Consider the following 15,917-nt stretch of genomic DNA (forward strand, 5'->3'; position numbering starts at 1 on the left):
TTTTGGCCCATCCCAGAGACTGTAAAAGCGACGTTGATGTGTTCCAGGTCACGACTGATACGACACGCAGCATTTGCCTTGTGATCGTTCCGCCAATAACGTCGATGATCCAAGACGATGAGGCCATGAGCGTTTTTACACACTCTGGGCCAATAGCGGTCACTCGCAGGCGCCTTGGGTAATGTGCCAAATTGAACCATCGAAGCTTCCCCCCTTCACTTGAGGATCTCTAATGACAAACCAATCCGCTATTGTCGAGGTGGTTCGAGAAACCGATCCTATGCTGCTCAGATCTTTGAATGACCTTCTCCCGCAGCTTTCCAAAAACGCTCAAGCGATGACAATGGAAGATTTGAAGCAGATTGTGGATTCAGAGTGCTCCGATTTATTGGTAGTGAGAGCAGCAGGTGGAGGAAGCATTTTGGGGGCGCTAACCCTAATTCATTTTCGCATTCCGACAGGCATTCGTGCCTGGATCGAAGACGTCGTAGTAGATGCCAGCGCTCGAGGTCAAGGGGTCGGCAAAGCACTCATACAAGCAGCAATAGAAAAAAGCCATGACCTCGGCGCGAGAACTCTGGATTTAACCTCCAATCCAGATCGTGAATCTGCCCATCACTTATACGAGGGGACAGGATTCTCGGTCCGTACAACAAAGGTCTATCGACATATCAAATGACTACGCACTGCCACTGAGCATCTCGATTGCATCACATGGTTTTTCCCGCTGGAAGTTTGTGTCTGACAGCGACTACTTTGTCCGGGGCAGGTATTGATGATGTGTCAGCGAACGCAAGATTGTTATCGGCATGTATACAAGAGCGGGATTGATAGATGCCAATACAAAATGCAAAGCTTATTTAAGGATTTCGGAAGCTGAGGCAGATTCGGCGCTCTGCACCAGATCGATCAGCCAGGTGCGGAATGCCACGACTTTTTTCGAGTTGGCAATTTCCAGCGGCGTCACCAGGTAGAAACCCAGATCGGACTTCAACTTGAGGTTGAACGGCGCTACCAGTTTCCCGGCCTTCAAATCGTCATCGACGTAGGTGGAGCGACCGATGCACACCCCCAATCCGTCAATGGCAGCCTGCACCGCCATCATTGCCAAATCGAAGGTCAGCCGCGTGCCTTCGGCGAGTTTCTTCGGTTGCCCTGCCGCGCTCAACCACATGTTCCAGTCGTTGCTGGTCATGCCGCTGACCTGCAATAGCGCGTGATTGGCCAGATCGACCGGGCTTTTCAGGGCTTTGGGGCCAGTCAGCAGTTTGGGGCTGCACACAGGAAAGATCTCGTCGGACATCAGCCAGTCCGCCCGCAAGCCCTTCCAGTCGCCGAAACCGTAGCGGATCGCGGCGTCGATGCCGCCCTTGCGGAAGTCGACCAGTTCGGTTGATGCGGTGACCCGCACGTCAATGTTGGGAAATGCATCCTGAAAGGATGCCAGGCGCGGCAACAGCCATTTGGACGCTAGGGAAACCAGGGTGCTGATCGTCAATGCGCTGTTGTTGGTCGACTCGAGCAACATTTCCGTGGAATAGCGCAACTCGTGAAACGCCGAGCGAATGCCAGGTAAATATGCATGGCCTTCAGTGGTAAGCGCCAGGCCGTCCTTGAGCCGCAGAAACAGGCGAATGCCCAGTTCATCTTCAAGTCGGCGAATCTGATGACTGATGGCCGCCTGCGTGACATTGAGCTCTTCAGCGGCCTTCGTAAAACTCATATGGCGGGCAGCAGATTCAAACGCTTTCAATCCATTGAGAGAGGGAATTCTGGCAACCATAAGACTTCGTAATGCTCATGAGATTTTGTCATAAGGTAGCACTCAAGAAGTCCTTTGCAAAATGTTTCAGCGGTCGTGGATCCTAGCGTCGTTCTCAAGCCACTACGGCTTGAAAACGACCACTCAAAGGATGAGATCGCCGTGAATAAAACAGTTGAAATCAACAACAGCCCGGACGAAAAAGCGCCACAACTGAAGGCTCGCAATGCCTCGAGAATGGCTGAAATCAGCCGTCCGCATTTCGACGCCGCGTATGAAAAAGGTCTGATGGGGGTTTCCTGCCGTGTGCTCGACAACCGCCGCATCGAAATTGCCACCAGCGGCAAGGAAGTGATCGACTACACCCGCTGCGGTTACCTCAACCTGGACGCCCACCCCAAAGTGCTCGCCGCCGCCAAGGCCTCGATGGATGAAATCCCCTCGGCGCACTTTTCGGTAGCCCGCACACGCCTCTCCGCCGAGCCGCTAGTACGCCTGGAACACACCCTGGCCAAGCTGTTTGATGTAAACGGTGTGGTGGTGTTCCCGACCGTGGCTGCCGCCAACATGGGCGCCCTGCCGCTGCTGGCTGCCGGCCTGTTCACCGGAGGTGAGAAACCGCTGATCGCTTTCGACCGTTTCGCCCACGTGACTCTGCAGTACCACATCCCGGTTCTGCGCGAAGAAACTGACGTGATCGTGATCGAGCACAACGACCTCGAACACCTGGAGCGTCTGTGCCAGGGCGGTCGCAAGGTCGCCTACGTGGGCGATGGTGCCTACTCGATGGGCGGCGCGGCGCCGGTTCGCGAGCTGCGAGCCCTGCAGGACAAGTACGGTCTGTTCGTGTATCTGGACGATGCCCACGGTATCTCGGTGGTTGGCCAGCACGGTGAAGGCTTCGTCCGCTCGCAACTGGACAGCCTGGATGAGAACACCATCGTGGCCGCGTCCCTGGGTAAAGGCTATGGCGCAGCGGGCGGTCTGTTGATGCTTGGCACCAAGCACATCGAGAACTCGATCCGTCGCTATGCACCCACCTACGGCTTCTCCTGCGCACCAAACATGGCTGCCGTGGGCGCAGCACTAGCGTCGGCGGAAATCCATGCCACGCCGGAATTGCACAAACTGCAACGCTCGCTGCGCAACAACATGAAGCTGTTCGACAACCTGATCCCAACCGAAACCAGCGGCAGCGAATTGCCGATCCGGATCGTGCGCATCGGTAACGAAGAGGAAGCCATCGCCAAGGGTGAGTACCTGCTGCAACAGGGGCACTACACCTCCGTCGTGTTCTTCCCGACCGTACCACGCGGTCAGGCAGCACTGCGTATGTCGGTCACCTCGGCACATAACCCGGCCGACATCCTGGATCTGAGCCTGATGCTCAAAAGCTGCGATTCAAATCGCGATAGTGCCCCTATCGCTGCCCAACTCCAGCCTGCGCTGGCCGTTTGACTGACGTCGTGCAGGAGACTCTCAACGTGAAGCGAACGGATTTGGCGGAAACCTTCGTCACGGCAGTGACGGATTTCGATATCAACACGGCTTCCCTGGACGAGATTCGTGCCATTCAGGAGCTGGTATACGAACGCAAAGTGGTGGCACTGAAAAACCAGACGCTGACCCGTGAGGGCTATCAACAGTTCGCAGCGTGCTTCGGGGAACTCGAACAGTTCAAGCTCAAGAGTTACCACGACCCGGAGTATCCGAACATTCTGGTGATCAATAACCGCAACGGAGCTGGCGCGGTCGGTGCGCGCAAGCTCGGCAACATGTGGCATAGCGACTCCAGCTACCTGGCCGAACCACTGCCGCTGACCATGCTGCACGCGCAACAGATTCCCGAGACGGGTGGCGATACGCTCTTCGTGGATATGCAATCGGTGTATGACGATCTGCCCAAGGATCTGTACGAGCGGGTCAACAATCATCAGGCGGTACATGATGTTCGCTGGACTTACAAAGTCAAGGAAGACGATGTCGGGGAGTCGATCCAGGAAATCTTCACTCGCCTGGAGAAGACCTTCCCGGCCAGCACCCACCCAACGGTTGCCGTGCATCCGCGCACACAGCACGAAAGCCTCTACGTTAACCCGGGCTACACCACGCGCATCAACGGTTACTCGCAAGAGCAAAGTCGGGCATTGCTTGATGAGCTGTTTGCGTTTGCCCTGACGCCGGAGCGGATTTTCAACTACCAATGGGAGCCCAACGACCTGCTGATCTGGGATAACCGTTCGGTGCTGCACTGCGCTACCGAGCTGTCGCGGGATGCCCAGCGGGTGATGTTCCGCATCGGCGTCAATGACGGCGAGTTCTTTGCCCGGGACGCGTTACAGGAGCACGTCGCATGAACAGGAAGCGCGTACTGATTGCCCATATCCTGGGCGCCGAAGGCAAGCAAATGCTGCGCGAGCGTGACGACATCGAAGTGGTGGAGTTTCCTAACACCATCGAGCAGGGCCAGTTCCAGGCCTTGCTCGAGAGCTTCGATGAAGTGCACGGCGTGGTTCTCGGCCTGTCCCGGTTCGGCACCGCCGAATTGCAACGCGCACCGGGTTTGCAGGTGGTGTCGCGGATCGGCGTCGGCTTCGACGCCGTCGATATCCCGGCGATGACCGAGGCCGCCATTCCAGTGATGGTCTGCGCCAATGCCAATCACCGGGCGGTTGCGGAGCACACCCTGGGCTTCATGCTGTCCCTGGCGAAACGTACCGAGGCGCTTACCCATCTGGTGCGCAACGGCGATTGGCATCAGCGCTACGACTACCTGCCCAGTGAACTGGAAGGCCGCGAAGTGCTGCTCGTCGGTTGCGGGCGGATTGGCGCCCGTGTTGCCACGCTCCTCGTGGCGCTGGAGATGCGGGTCAAGGTGTACGACCCGTACCTCGCCCCACGACAATTGCCCCACGGCGTGGAGCCGGTTGCCGTGCTGGAAAACGGATTGGCGAGCGCCGATTACGTCAGCCTGCACTGCCCGAAGACCGCGGAAACGATCGGCTTACTGTCCGCCGAGCGTTTGGCCCTGATGAAACCACAGGCGTACCTGATCAACACCGCGCGTGGCGGCATCGTCGACGAGCAGGCGCTCTATCGGGCACTGGTCGAAAAACGTATCGCCGGCGCCGCGCTGGACGTGTTCCTGCCAGAACCGCCTTCCCATGGCAGCGGTCTGCCCAGCCTCGATAACGTTATCTGCTCGCCGCACCTGGCCGGGGTATCCCGCGAGGCAGTGAGCCGCATGGCAAAACTGGCCGCAGGCAACGTGCTCGACGTTTTCGATGCTCAACCGAACCACGAAAACGCGGTGAACCCACAGGTGTTCGATCGATCGTTTTTTCTGGCCGACGCAGACTCCGTCGCCACCATCCCTTACCCAATTTGACTTGTGAGCAATGGAATGTACTTACGCTATCAACTGTTCGATGACCAACGCGACGCACTGATCCTCATGGCACGGATCATGATTCTGATCCTGTACGGCTACTTCGGCTTTACCTATGTCACCGACCACGGCAGCTTCGTGACCTACCTCAAATCGGTGAACGCGCCGATCCCTGAGTTCACCGCAATCGTCGCCACCCTCGTCGAATTCTTCGGCGGACTGGCCCTGCTGTTCGGCTTCTGGACCCGTCCCATCGCCGCGATTTTCGTGCTGTACACCATCGGCACCGGGATCATCGGTCATGCGTTCTGGAACACCACCAATCCGGCCGATCATCACACGCTGTTCGTGCACTTCTTCAAGAACGTGAGCATCGCCGGCGGTTTCCTTTTCCTCTGCCTGTTGGGGCCTGGAAAGTACTCGATCGACAAACGTTGATCTGCTGACGGCGGGTGCAGAAATGCGTCCGCCGTTTTTTCTATTCAGTCCCCACGGATACCCAAGATGAACGAATTGATTGAACCAGTTGCCGACCTTCGAGACTGGCTGGCGCGGGCCGAGAAGATCGGCGAACTGCAGACCGTCTCGCAAGCCGTCGACCCGATTGAAGAAATGAGCGCCATCACTTATCTGGTGGCCCGCCAAACCGCCTCGCCTGCGGTGCTCTTCGACCAAGCGGACTCGCCGCTGGGCTTGCGTCATTTGTGGAACATCTTCGGCCCGAGCGTGGCGCGCACCGCGATCACGCTTGAAGAGGCACCGGATACGCCGACCATGGAACTGATCCGGCGCACCAAAGACAAGCTCAAACACAGCATCGCCCCGCTTGAAATCTCGGCTGAAGCCGCGCCGATCTACCAGAACACCGTCACCGGCAACGACATCGACCTCACCCGCCTGCCAATCCCCAAACACTGGCCAAGGGATGGCGGCGCCTACGCCGGTACGGCGGATGCGGTGTTTACCCGGGATCTGGAATCCGGCTACTTGAACGTCGGCACTTATCGAATGATGATCCAGGGTCCCCGTGAGGTCGGCCTGTCGCTGGCACCGGGCAAGGATGCCCTGCGCCATATCCACCAGGCGTGGGCCAGGGGTGAGGCTCTGCCCGTCGCGGCAGCCTGGGGCGTCGATCCATTGATGATGGTGGTGGGGTCGCAGTCGTTGCCGCCGGGCGTCAGCGAGTATGATTTTGCCGGTGGCATCAAGGGCAAACCCGTTGAAGTGGTGCGCGCGAAAAACTCCGACCTACTGATTCCTGCCGCAGCGGAGATTGTCATTGAGGGCGTCATTCGCCCGGGCTCGACCCGTGAAGAAGGGCCTTTCGGCGAATTCACCGGCTACTACGGCTACAAGGACATCGATTGCCCGCTGATCGAAGTCACCGCCCTGCACTACCGCACCCGACCGATTCTGACCAACGCGCTGATGGCCGATTTTCCCTCGAACGAGCAAAGCGCGTTTTTTTCCACCATCCGCTCGGCTAAGATCTGGAGCGACCTCGACAAGCTCGGAATCCAGGGCATTAAAGGGGTGTATTGCCCACCCGCCGCTGCCGGGGCCTTCGGCATGATTGTCATCAGTCTTGAACAGAAATACGCCGGGCATGCCGCACAAGCCCTGGCGCTCGCCAGTCAGGTGCCCGGCGGCGCCTACATCAGCAAATGGATCGTCGCGGTGGATGAGGACGTCGATCCCACCGACATGAATCAGGTGCTGTGGGCCATGGCCACGCGCGCCACGCCCAGCGATGACATCGACATTCTGCGTAACACCCGCGGCTCGCCGCTGGATCCGGCACAGAATCCGCCGGAGAAGCGTTTCTTCGGCTCCAAGGCCTTGATCAACGCCTGCAAGGATTACCGCAACATTCGCAACTTCCCGACTCGCACCCTGTTGCGCCCATCAGTCTATGAACGCGTGCGCGAGCGCTGGAACGATTTGGGTCTGCCGGGCGAAGCGCCGGTGATCAGCGCATTCGACAACGCGGTGGATTCCCATGAGCAGCCCTGAACGCCGCATCGTGGTCGGCATCAGCGGTGCCAGTGGCGTGATTTACGGCGTGCGCACCCTGGTGCTGCTGCGCGAGCTGGGGCTCGCCACTCACTTGATCATGACCAAATCGGCTCAAGTCACGCTGGCCCATGAACTCGACATGAAAGTGGCAGATGTCAAAGCTCTTGCCAGCGTCGTGCACGATCCGGCGGACATCGGCGCATCGATTTCCAGTGGCTCGTTCAAGACCCTGGGCATGGTGGTGACCCCTTGTTCGATCAAGAGTCTTTCGGAAATTTCCAGCGGCATCACCGGCAGCCTACTCAGTCGCGCCGCCGACGTGACGCTCAAGGAGCGCCGACCATTGGTTCTGATGGTGCGGGAAACGCCGTTGCATCTTGGACACCTGCGCAGCATGACCCAGATCTGTGAGATGGGCGGCATCGTGATGCCGCCGGTACCGGCGTTTTACGCCCGGCCGCAATCCATCGAGGACATGGTCGATCACACGGTTGGCCGCATGCTCGATCTATTGGGACTGGACACCGGCAAGGTACGCCGCTGGGGTTGAACATCGCTGTTGGCTGCATCTTCTGCAAGCGTGCTTCGGCGCCTTGCCGAATCGCTCTTTCACAACCTGAAGCCACGCAACAACGTTGTGTCTGCCTGCCTGCTCCACATGGGCAGGCAACGCAACATCTATTCATTGAAACACTCACCGGTTAGCTTCGGCGCGCCGGTCAGCATTCCCTCACGACATCGACTTCGTCGGTGTACAGCCGCAGCACGGTCAACAGGCTGGCGGCAAAGAACGACAGGGCAATGATCGATAAGGCGCCGGTGGCGCGCCCCGACTCTCCGAGCGAGGCGCCGAGCAAGGCAATACCGGTCACTCCTCCACATTGGCGCGCGGCATTGAGTACCCCGGAACCGACGCCGACCTTGCCGCTTGGCACACTCGCCAGACAAGCGCCGACGATGACCGGCAAGGTCGCACCGCCCAGCCCGATCAACAGCCCGCCGAGTACCAGACTGACGCGATCCATTCCGTACAGCGCCAACAATGCCGCCCCGAGTGCTCCACAAAGCATACCGGCAGCACCGACTGAACGGGCACCGAAGGCATTCGACAACCGCCCCGAGAGCGTTGCCATGCCGCCGGTCGCAATCGTCATTGGGATCATTGCCAGACCGATCTCCACCGGCGTCCGGCCCTGCCCCTGCAATGCGAACGGCAGCACGAACAGGCTGCCGTAATACGCCAGGGTTTGCAGAAACCCGGCGCCAATGGCGGCGGAAAAGGTTCTGGACTCGAACAGATTCAGCGGCAGCATCGGTTCACGCTGCGCCTGCTGCGAATAGATAAACGCCGCGCCCGAAACCAGCGCCACCAGCAACGTAACGATGACCCAGGCGTTGTCCCAGCCCCACCCCGGCCCTTCAATCAGGGCAAAGATCAACGACACCAGCGCCAGCGCCGAAAGCATCTGTCCCGCCCAGTCAATCGAACGCGGCTGGATGGCAAGGCGACTGCTGCGTATCACGCAACAGCCCAGGGCAATCAGGCAGAACGGTACGTTCAGATAAAAAATCGAACGCCAGTCGACCAATTCCACCAGCATGCCGCCCAACAACGGACCGCTCACCAGCGCGAGTGCCGAGATCCCGCCCCAAAGGGCCACAGCCTTGGCTCGCGCCTTGGGGTCGGGATACGCCTCGACCAGCAGTGCCATGGAACTGGGCAGCATCAGTGCCGCACCGATGCCTTGAATGGCCCGCGCGGCAATTAGTTCAACAACGCCTTGGGCCAATCCGCAGGCCAGCGATGAACTCGTAAAAACCAACAGGGCAAACAGGAACACTTTCTTGGCCCCCAGACGATCACTCAACGCACCGGCCGACAACAGCAGGCTCGCAAACACCAGGGTGTAGGCGCCGGCGATCCATTGCAGCCGATCCATACCCGTTGCCAGGTCACGCCCGATGCTCGGCAGCGCCACGTTCAGCGCTGTGACATCCAGCGCAACCATGAACGAACTCAACGCCACGCTCACCAGAACAGGAGCCGCCGAGACGGGTCTGGCCGCCAGATCCATTGACAAGGTTTTGCCCACTTTCCAACACCTCACTGTGTATTCAGAGGCGATCCTGAGGCTGTGCAGGTGCTTCGTAAAATTAAATCTCGATTAGCCGAACATAAGAGGAACTACTGAGATGATGAACCTGATGCATTGGCGCCTGCTAGTCGCCGTGGCTGACGCCGAAAATGTTTCCCGCGCCGCCGAGCGTTATGGCATTACCCAGTCGGGCGCAAGCCAGGCCCTAACGCAGATGGAGGAAGCGCTGGGCGTAAAAGTATTCGTGCGCGACCGCCGCCAGACTACCGCGACGGCGATCGGGCAGCAGATCATCGACCGCGCACGACGCATGCTCAGCGAGTTCGAATCAATCCAGAACCTGGTAGATGCATCGCGCGGATGCCATCTGGGGCGGATCAAACTCGCAAGTTTTCCATCCGTGTTCGCCAACCTGCTGCCGCCGCTGCTGCAAAGCTTCAGCCGGCTGCACCCCGGTATCGAAATCGTCTCGCTCGAAGGCACCGATGAAGAAGTCGAACAATGGCTGACCAACAGCAGCATCGATCTGGGCGTCGTGATGAATCCCTGCCCTTCCCGTGGTGCGCTGTTGCTGGGCCGCGACTCCTGGGTGGCGGCAGTCCCCGCGAACCATGACCTGGCCCGCAAATCCTCGGCCAGCACTGTCGCGCTCAAGGATCTGGTGGAAGAGCCTTTCATCCTCGCGACCGGCGGCTGCTACCTCAATGGTCAGTCACTGGTCGAGCGCGAAGGACTCAAGCTCAACGACATCAAGATCACCGTGCGCGACTGGACCACGGCGTTTGCGTTGATCAGTGAAGGCATGGGCATTTCGATCGTACCGGCCTCGACACTGCCGGTTGATCGCCGGGGAATGCGGATCTTCGAATTGAGCAAACCGATCTATCGTGAGTTCGGCCTGGTTTGCTCACCCGCCGGCGAACACACGCCTTCTGCCCAGGCGTTTCTCAATGAAATCCGCAAGTCGACCCTCGGCAGCGACATCCCGATGACGGTTCGCAGTACTGAAGCGAAAGTCGCCTGAATGGACATAAGAGTACCTAATGATGGGCACATAAGATCGTAATTTTACCGTTCGATGACATGACACCAATATGTCTGGAACGAGGTTCACAGCCGTTTCAGGCCAGGAACGGCAACACGTTCGGGTAAGCGTTGCCCGCTTATAAGGAGATACCCATGAAACTGTACTTTGCCCCCATGACCTGCTCCCTGTCGCCGCACATCGTGTTGCGTGAGCTAGGCCTGCCTTTCGAACTGATCCGAGTCAACAACAAGACCAAAGCCACGGCAGACGGCCGTGATTTCCGCGACATCAACCCAAAGGGATACGTCGCCGCACTGGTGCTGGATAACGGCCAGGTACTGACCGAAGGGCCAGCCATCGTCCAGTACCTGGCCGATCAGGTTCCGGGCAATTCCCTGGCACCGGCCAACGGCACCTGGGAGCGCACTCGTCTGCAGGAACTGCTGAACTTCATCACCTCGGAAATCCATGGTGGCAGCGCGCCCTTGTTCAATGCTGATATTCCTGAGTCCACCAAAGAAATTTTCCGGCAGAAACTGTTCAAGCGCCTGGACTACCTGAACAAGGGCCTGGTGAACAAAGACTACCTGCTGGGCGCCTTCGGCCTGGCCGATGCCTACCTGTTCACCGTGCTGAAGTGGCTGCCGTTCTTCAATATCGATGTCAAGGACTGGCCGGAACTGGCGTCGTTCATGCAGCGCATCGAAGCACGTCCCAGCGTGCAAGCCGCCATTGCCGCGGAAGAGGCAACGCAGCCGGTTTAATCACGGATGACAGAAGCCGGTCGATGCTGGCTTCTGCCTCACTTCAACCTGGATGAAGTCCCCCCTATGCACACAATTGAACGCGTCCCGAGCGGCCACGCAGGACGTAGCCGTTCCTGCGCCTACGCCAACATCGTTTATACCGTGGCAACTTCTGCGGACACCTCACTGGACATCGCCGGCCAGACTCACCTCGCCCTGGCTGCGTTGAGCACCAGCCTCGAAGGCCTTGGCTCTCACGCCTCGCGCATGCTGTCGGCCCAGGTGCTGCTGGCAGACATGGGCAGCAAACCCGTGGTCGATGAAATCTGGGCCAAGTGGATCGGCGACAACCCGCAGCACTGGCCCCAGCGCGCCTGTTACGGCGTCGATCTGGGCGGCAAACTGCTGATCGAAATCATCGTTACGGCGGCGCGAGGAACGGCTGATGACGCATAACGATCAAATAGACCTGGTGATCCGCACCTGCGAAGCACAACGCAGTGCCGCGATGCTCGGCGGTCATCTGGATATCTTCAGCTACCTGTTCCACCCGGACCTGACCTACATCCACGCCAGCGGTGTGGTCGACGATCTCAAGAGCTACCTTGAGAAATGCCGCTCCCGGGAGTTCATCTATCACACCCTCAACCATCAAATCGACAAAGTGACCCGGGTGGGTGAAATGGCGATCACGTTTGGCGAGATGTTCGCCACCGTCACCTCCGGGGGCGTGCGAAAACTTCTGCACAACCGAACGCTCACAGCGTGGCAGAAAACCGATGAACAATGGCAACTGCTGGTCTATCAAGCGACGCCGCTCAAGCCGGCCGTGGTGCTTGAGGCAACGTAAGCGATTCGGCGCGCGCCAGCGCTCAATCGCGTAAAACAAAAAAGCCCTGTACGCATCTGGCGTGCAGGGCTGATTTCTTTTGAGGATCAGATTCGCACTGTGCCGCCATTGAGCCTCGCGCTGAAGGAACCAAAGCTTCTCGTTCCAGGGTCGATCTCCCTGTGCAGTTAGGTGCTGGCCGGCCAAGGTCAACTATTTCCAACTCAGCGCAGACATTGCACAGGGTGGCGTTGGACTATATCCAGACGTCATTCAAGGCCGTTCTTTCGCCATAAAGCGTTCTGAAGTCGCGTGACAGGCTCCAGCGTTCGCGCCCACTGGCACGCTCCAGCATCTCCAGCGTAATGTATGAATGCAGATGTTCCAGGATGAACGCTCTAGCGCGCTCGGCTGCGCAGTAATCCAGACGCCTGCGCCCGCGCGGCTTGCCACCGACGGCACGCAACGCCATTGCCAAGTCAAATAGCGCGTCCTGTTCCTCCAGTGTTTCCAGTGTTTCCAGTGGATGATCCACTGCTTGGTATTTAGATGTCTGCTTCTGGCCGATTCTGTTGAAAAAGTCGGTTTGCCCAAACCGCTCGAATAATGATGGGTGAAAACACCTCTTTTGCACGCTGCTACGTGAAATCCGAGTCCTGAACCTTCTGCCCAAAACACAGAATTCAATCTCAGGCGCGTACTTTTTGCCGTGGAAACCGAAGCAGACTTTTTCAACAGAATCGGCCGTTTTCAGCCGGTCGCGACAGGCAACAATCGGCCAGAAGCTGCCGGTCGACATCAGTGCAGATAGCGCCTGGTTCTGAGTACTGGTAGAGACGCAGCCACACACCGCAAGACCGGATAGAAACGCCTCGAACTCAATAGCCCCATTCCTGCCGCATGAAGATAGCTGTGAAAACGAGCGCTCAACCCACTTGCATTAGACACGTTCCGTGCGAATGGAGTAGTGTCTCAGCCGAATCTGCTCGCGCACTTGGTCGAGCAAATGAGGCTGTCCACACCACGGTGTATAACTCCCTTATACGATCATTGGAAACCTGAAAACCTCAACCTAGATACGGATAGCGAGAGGAGCAAAGAATGTTATACACCACGCCCATCCGGGGAGCTATGCACCATATGCACCATATAGTTAGAGGCTAAAGTGATTAAGCCGATAAGAGCCCTGATTTGGGAATGGTACGGTGCTGGCGACAAGTCAAAAATTGAATCCACATTCGAACTGGGGAATGTACTCAGGCAGCTAGCCCTGACACCCGAAGAGAAAAGTGAAACAATACCTGACTGCGCTTACTGTGAACTGACAAATCAGTATTTCGGCAGAGATTCATGTTTCTTAATAGTATGCACAGATGAAGTAGATATCGAGCCAATTCAAAAAATTAAAGATTTGTCTTGTGTGCTTGAAAACTTATCACTTGAGGAAACCACATGCTTCTCAAACTCCATATTCAGCTTACCCGGCTGGCTGAAAGCACAAGAGCTATCTAGCCAAGCGCTTAAGTTAATGAACTGGACTGAAATCCAAGAGTATGAAAAAGAGTTATCGTAGCCATCCGCACCCTCTAATCAGCGATTCAAATCGCTTGCTTCGCTCACTGGGACGGGCTAAAGCCCGCCCCTTAATCAAACGTTAGCCTAAGCTAGACTTCGCCATGAAAAACTGGATAGCTAATACGAAAATTAATGCACTGCTAGAGGCTGGCTCTCATAATTTTGATGGAGTGAAGGCTAGGCGAACCCTTATAGAGTACTGCGGCAGGTATCAAGAGATTTATCCTTTTGAAATTCTAGAAGATCCACTTGAATTTCTGACCAACAACGGAAAATCAGATAATAAATATAGGGTAATTCGAGCAGAGCTAAGGATTGCTGCTGAAGAATACTGCTTTAGTCTAAACGAGATGGCCGAAGCTCTTCTTGAGCTGATAGACACGCAAGGCCTTACTACGGAACAAGCAAAGAAAATTATCAACCACGTTTTCGAAGCATTTTCCTGCAATGAAAGCCCTGAAGATTTCATCCCGAGAGAGGATGCTTACTTGTGCAAAAATCTATTTGCGATTACCTCCGGCTAACAAATGGTTCAAACCGCTCGCTTCGCTCACTGGGACGGGCTAAAGACCGCCCCTGAACCGCCCACAACTTGACAGACACTAGATGCTCGCTTCAGGCCCGTTTTAGGCCTTTGGTGACCGGCAGCTTTTGGCCGTTTTCTGCCCATCGCGAGAGGCAGAAAACGACCTATAGGGTCACTAATATCTTCGTTAACAGTCGCTTCAGGCGCAGATGGTCAATGTCCTGTTGTTCTGTTATCGGTCGCGGTAGTTGGGGCATACGCAGAGTGCGGCGAGCCCTCTAATTCAATGTCCAACCCGATATACGCGACCGCTCTGCACGCCTTCAACGCTGCGTCGATAGGCCATTGCTACACGCGTCGCCGGCACGCTTTCGTAGCCAGGAAAGTACGGACCAAACCGGTCCATCGATTCCGTCAGCACTGTCGGACTAACTGCGTTGATACGGATGCCTCGTGACAGATCGCACGCAGCAGCACGCACGAACCCTTCAATCCCAGCGTTCGACGCTGCGGCATTGGAGCCCTGCGCAATCGGATCATCGACAGCGATGCCTGAGGTCAGCGTGATCGACCCGCCGTCGTTCAGGTAATGCTGGCCAACCAGCGCGACGCGCACCTGACTTAGCAGCTTGTCCTGCAAGCCTTTGTTGAAGTCGGCCGCCGTCATCTTTTCGATTGGAGCGAGGATTACATTGCCTGCGGTAGCAATGATGGCGTCGATTTGTCCGATCTTCTTGAACAACGCCCCCACGCTGTCATCACTGGCGATGTCAACCTGATAGTCACCTTGGGTGCGACCGACGCGGATGATTTCGTGTTTGCCGCCACGCGCAAGTTCATCTGCCACGGAACGACCTACATCACCACCGGCGCCAATTATCACAATCTTCATAGAGCACTCCTTTTCGAATTCAGGTTGGAACGCCGCTATTGTGTATCGAACCATTAAGGTGATAAATGTGCTCTAAATTCAAACTCTACGAACCTACAGTTAGCAATATGGACAAACTGCGAGCCATGGAAACCTTCGTTGCCGTCGTGGAGGGTGGCAACTTCACCGAGGCGGCGCAGCGGCTTGAAATGTCGGCGGTAATGGTTGGAAAGTATGTGCGCGAACTGGAAGGACGCCTCGGTGCGCGCTTGCTTGAGCGCACCACACGACGCCAGAGCCTGACTGATGCTGGTCGCGTTTTTTACGAAGACGCCAAGCGTGCGCTTGAACACGTACGTATGGCCGAAACCTCGATCGAACGGTTGCGCGCTTCGCCATCCGGCACGTTGCGCATTAGCGCTCCAATCACCTTTGGCTCGTGTGTCATCGCTCCTCTGGTTGCGACTTTCCAGCAGCTATATCCGCTCGTGCGCATTGAACTGGAATTGAGCAATCGCGTCGTTGACCTCATTGACGAGGGTTTTGATCTGGCTATCCGCATTGGTGATCTGGGCGATGCCGACCTGATAGCAAGGCCGCTGACCATGTATCGCATGGTGATCTGTGCGTCGCCGGACTACCTCGCCCGACATGGCCGCCCAGAGACACCACAGGACCTGAGCGCGCATCACTGCCTTTCTCACACAGTGTGGAACAGCCGCAACGGCTGGAAACTCAGAGGCTGGGATGGGATGCAGTTGCCGATGGACCCAGTCTTCACATGCAATGATGGCAACGGATTGCGCATCGCAGCGATCGCCGGTGCGGGATTGTTGCTGCAGCCCGAAGTTCTGGTGGCCCACGATCTGGCAAGCGGGACGTTGGTGCCGGTCCTGCAAGCCTACTTGCCCGAGCCACACCCTATCCATATCGTGCATCGACACGATCGGCGACCGCTGCCAAAACTCACCCATTTTATTACGCATTTGCTCGCACATGTGGCGGAGCAGGAGTCGTCCTAGCGCGCTTTCCCCGGGTTCTGGCGCCCACCAAAGGTGTTGTTGCCGCTTCAGCTGTGAGA

The 15,917-nt window shown here is 57.2% G+C and carries 17 protein-coding genes and 1 pseudogene; 14 read left to right on the forward strand and 4 right to left on the reverse strand.

The window, feature by feature from the left end; genetic code table 11:
- Positions 1–232: 232 nt before the first annotated feature.
- On the forward strand, positions 233–679 hold the full coding sequence (locus PSH64_RS18020; protein ID WP_305478054.1) for an N-acetyltransferase: 447 nt from the start codon (positions 233–235) through the stop codon (positions 677–679).
- A gap of 177 nt (positions 680–856) precedes the next feature.
- Here PSH64_RS18020 and PSH64_RS18025 read toward each other — a convergent pair whose 3' ends face one another.
- Positions 857–1,783 (reverse strand): transcriptional regulator GcvA, encoded by a 927-nt coding sequence (locus tag PSH64_RS18025; RefSeq protein WP_305478055.1) that lies wholly within the window; start codon positions 1,781–1,783, stop codon positions 857–859.
- Between the two features lie 141 nt (positions 1,784–1,924).
- Between PSH64_RS18025 and PSH64_RS18030 the strand changes: the two genes are divergently transcribed.
- From PSH64_RS18030 to PSH64_RS18055, 6 genes are all read left to right on the forward strand, one after another.
- Positions 1,925–3,220 (forward strand): aminotransferase class I/II-fold pyridoxal phosphate-dependent enzyme, encoded by a 1,296-nt coding sequence (locus PSH64_RS18030; RefSeq protein ID WP_305478056.1) that lies wholly within the window; start codon positions 1,925–1,927, stop codon positions 3,218–3,220.
- Between the two features lie 26 nt (positions 3,221–3,246).
- The gene (locus PSH64_RS18035) at positions 3,247–4,119 is read left to right on the forward strand and encodes a TauD/TfdA family dioxygenase (protein ID WP_305478057.1); all 873 of its coding nucleotides are present in this window, start codon (positions 3,247–3,249) and stop codon (positions 4,117–4,119) included.
- Positions 4,116–5,150, forward strand: coding sequence for a hydroxyacid dehydrogenase (locus PSH64_RS18040; RefSeq protein ID WP_305478058.1), 1,035 nt, complete (start codon positions 4,116–4,118; stop codon positions 5,148–5,150). Before PSH64_RS18035 ends, PSH64_RS18040 begins: the two co-directional genes overlap by 4 nt.
- A gap of 15 nt (positions 5,151–5,165) precedes the next feature.
- Entirely contained in the window at positions 5,166–5,588 is a 423-nt protein-coding gene (locus PSH64_RS18045; protein ID WP_305478059.1) for a DoxX family protein, read from the forward strand.
- A gap of 66 nt (positions 5,589–5,654) precedes the next feature.
- The gene (locus tag PSH64_RS18050) at positions 5,655–7,163 is read left to right on the forward strand and encodes a UbiD family decarboxylase (protein WP_305478060.1); all 1,509 of its coding nucleotides are present in this window, start codon (positions 5,655–5,657) and stop codon (positions 7,161–7,163) included.
- Positions 7,150–7,716: a UbiX family flavin prenyltransferase gene (locus PSH64_RS18055; protein ID WP_045157110.1), complete on the forward strand. Its 567-nt coding sequence runs from the start codon at positions 7,150–7,152 to the stop codon at positions 7,714–7,716. Before PSH64_RS18050 ends, PSH64_RS18055 begins: the two co-directional genes overlap by 14 nt.
- A 169-nt stretch (positions 7,717–7,885) precedes the next feature.
- Here PSH64_RS18055 and PSH64_RS18060 read toward each other — a convergent pair whose 3' ends face one another.
- Positions 7,886–9,259, reverse strand: coding sequence for a DHA2 family efflux MFS transporter permease subunit (locus tag PSH64_RS18060; RefSeq protein WP_155402023.1), 1,374 nt, complete (start codon positions 9,257–9,259; stop codon positions 7,886–7,888).
- Positions 9,260–9,359: 100 nt separating this feature from the next.
- Between PSH64_RS18060 and PSH64_RS18065 the strand changes: the two genes are divergently transcribed.
- The 4 genes from PSH64_RS18065 (at position 9,360) to PSH64_RS18080 (ending at position 11,885) form a co-directional block, all read left to right on the forward strand.
- Positions 9,360–10,286 (forward strand): LysR family transcriptional regulator, encoded by a 927-nt coding sequence (locus tag PSH64_RS18065; RefSeq protein WP_183142464.1) that lies wholly within the window; start codon positions 9,360–9,362, stop codon positions 10,284–10,286.
- Between the two features lie 155 nt (positions 10,287–10,441).
- Complete coding sequence (gstA, locus tag PSH64_RS18070) at positions 10,442–11,053, forward strand: glutathione transferase GstA (protein WP_305478061.1); 612 nt, start codon at positions 10,442–10,444, stop codon at positions 11,051–11,053.
- A 66-nt stretch (positions 11,054–11,119) separates the two neighbouring features.
- Complete coding sequence (locus tag PSH64_RS18075; protein ID WP_045157113.1) at positions 11,120–11,491, forward strand: Rid family hydrolase; 372 nt, start codon at positions 11,120–11,122, stop codon at positions 11,489–11,491.
- Positions 11,481–11,885, forward strand: a complete 405-nt coding sequence (locus tag PSH64_RS18080; RefSeq protein WP_305478062.1) for a nuclear transport factor 2 family protein — start codon at positions 11,481–11,483, stop codon at positions 11,883–11,885. Before PSH64_RS18075 ends, PSH64_RS18080 begins: the two co-directional genes overlap by 11 nt.
- A 268-nt stretch (positions 11,886–12,153) precedes the next feature.
- On the opposite strand, the pseudogene PSH64_RS18085 reads toward PSH64_RS18080, so the two are convergent.
- A pseudogene (locus PSH64_RS18085) lies at positions 12,154–12,405 on the reverse strand (AraC family transcriptional regulator); the annotation flags it as partial.
- A gap of 624 nt (positions 12,406–13,029) precedes the next feature.
- Here PSH64_RS18085 and PSH64_RS18090 point away from each other — a divergent pair.
- Both PSH64_RS18090 and PSH64_RS18095 read left to right on the forward strand, forming a co-directional pair.
- A complete protein-coding gene (locus PSH64_RS18090; RefSeq protein ID WP_305478063.1) occupies positions 13,030–13,437 on the forward strand; it encodes a hypothetical protein in 408 nt (135 codons plus the stop codon).
- 103 nt (positions 13,438–13,540) lie between these two features.
- Positions 13,541–13,963: a hypothetical protein gene (locus PSH64_RS18095; RefSeq protein ID WP_305478064.1), complete on the forward strand. Its 423-nt coding sequence runs from the start codon at positions 13,541–13,543 to the stop codon at positions 13,961–13,963.
- A 285-nt stretch (positions 13,964–14,248) separates the two neighbouring features.
- Here PSH64_RS18095 and PSH64_RS18100 read toward each other — a convergent pair whose 3' ends face one another.
- Positions 14,249–14,857, reverse strand: coding sequence for a short chain dehydrogenase (locus PSH64_RS18100; protein ID WP_305446030.1), 609 nt, complete (start codon positions 14,855–14,857; stop codon positions 14,249–14,251).
- Between the two features lie 125 nt (positions 14,858–14,982).
- Here PSH64_RS18100 and PSH64_RS18105 point away from each other — a divergent pair, with 125 nt between their 5' ends.
- Positions 14,983–15,858 carry a LysR family transcriptional regulator gene (locus PSH64_RS18105; protein ID WP_305478065.1) on the forward strand — a complete coding sequence of 292 codons (876 nt, stop codon included), beginning with the start codon at positions 14,983–14,985 and terminating at the stop codon, positions 15,856–15,858.
- Positions 15,859–15,917 lie beyond the last annotated feature (59 nt).

Source organism: Pseudomonas sp. FP1742, assembly GCF_030687145.1.
Taxonomy (GTDB): Bacteria; Pseudomonadota; Gammaproteobacteria; order Pseudomonadales; family Pseudomonadaceae; genus Aquipseudomonas; species Aquipseudomonas frederiksbergensis_D.

Excerpts from the sequence above, each read along its gene's own strand:
- PSH64_RS18020 (WP_305478054.1), top strand. The coding sequence starts at position 233 with ATGACAAACCAATCCGCTATTGTCGAGGTGGTTCGAGAAACCGATCCT.
- PSH64_RS18025 (WP_305478055.1), bottom strand. The coding sequence starts at position 1,783 with ATGGTTGCCAGAATTCCCTCTCTCAATGGATTGAAAGCGTTTGAATCT.
- PSH64_RS18040 (WP_305478058.1), top strand. The coding sequence starts at position 4,116 with ATGAACAGGAAGCGCGTACTGATTGCCCATATCCTGGGCGCCGAAGGC.
- PSH64_RS18045 (WP_305478059.1), top strand. The coding sequence starts at position 5,166 with ATGTACTTACGCTATCAACTGTTCGATGACCAACGCGACGCACTGATC.
- PSH64_RS18050 (WP_305478060.1), top strand. The coding sequence starts at position 5,655 with ATGAACGAATTGATTGAACCAGTTGCCGACCTTCGAGACTGGCTGGCG.
- PSH64_RS18055 (WP_045157110.1), top strand. The coding sequence starts at position 7,150 with ATGAGCAGCCCTGAACGCCGCATCGTGGTCGGCATCAGCGGTGCCAGT.
- PSH64_RS18065 (WP_183142464.1), top strand. The coding sequence starts at position 9,360 with ATGATGAACCTGATGCATTGGCGCCTGCTAGTCGCCGTGGCTGACGCC.
- gstA (WP_305478061.1), top strand. The coding sequence starts at position 10,442 with ATGAAACTGTACTTTGCCCCCATGACCTGCTCCCTGTCGCCGCACATC.
- PSH64_RS18075 (WP_045157113.1), top strand. The coding sequence starts at position 11,120 with ATGCACACAATTGAACGCGTCCCGAGCGGCCACGCAGGACGTAGCCGT.
- PSH64_RS18080 (WP_305478062.1), top strand. The coding sequence starts at position 11,481 with ATGACGCATAACGATCAAATAGACCTGGTGATCCGCACCTGCGAAGCA.
- PSH64_RS18095 (WP_305478064.1), top strand. The coding sequence starts at position 13,541 with ATGAAAAACTGGATAGCTAATACGAAAATTAATGCACTGCTAGAGGCT.
- PSH64_RS18100 (WP_305446030.1), bottom strand. The coding sequence starts at position 14,857 with ATGAAGATTGTGATAATTGGCGCCGGTGGTGATGTAGGTCGTTCCGTG.
- PSH64_RS18105 (WP_305478065.1), top strand. The coding sequence starts at position 14,983 with ATGGAAACCTTCGTTGCCGTCGTGGAGGGTGGCAACTTCACCGAGGCG.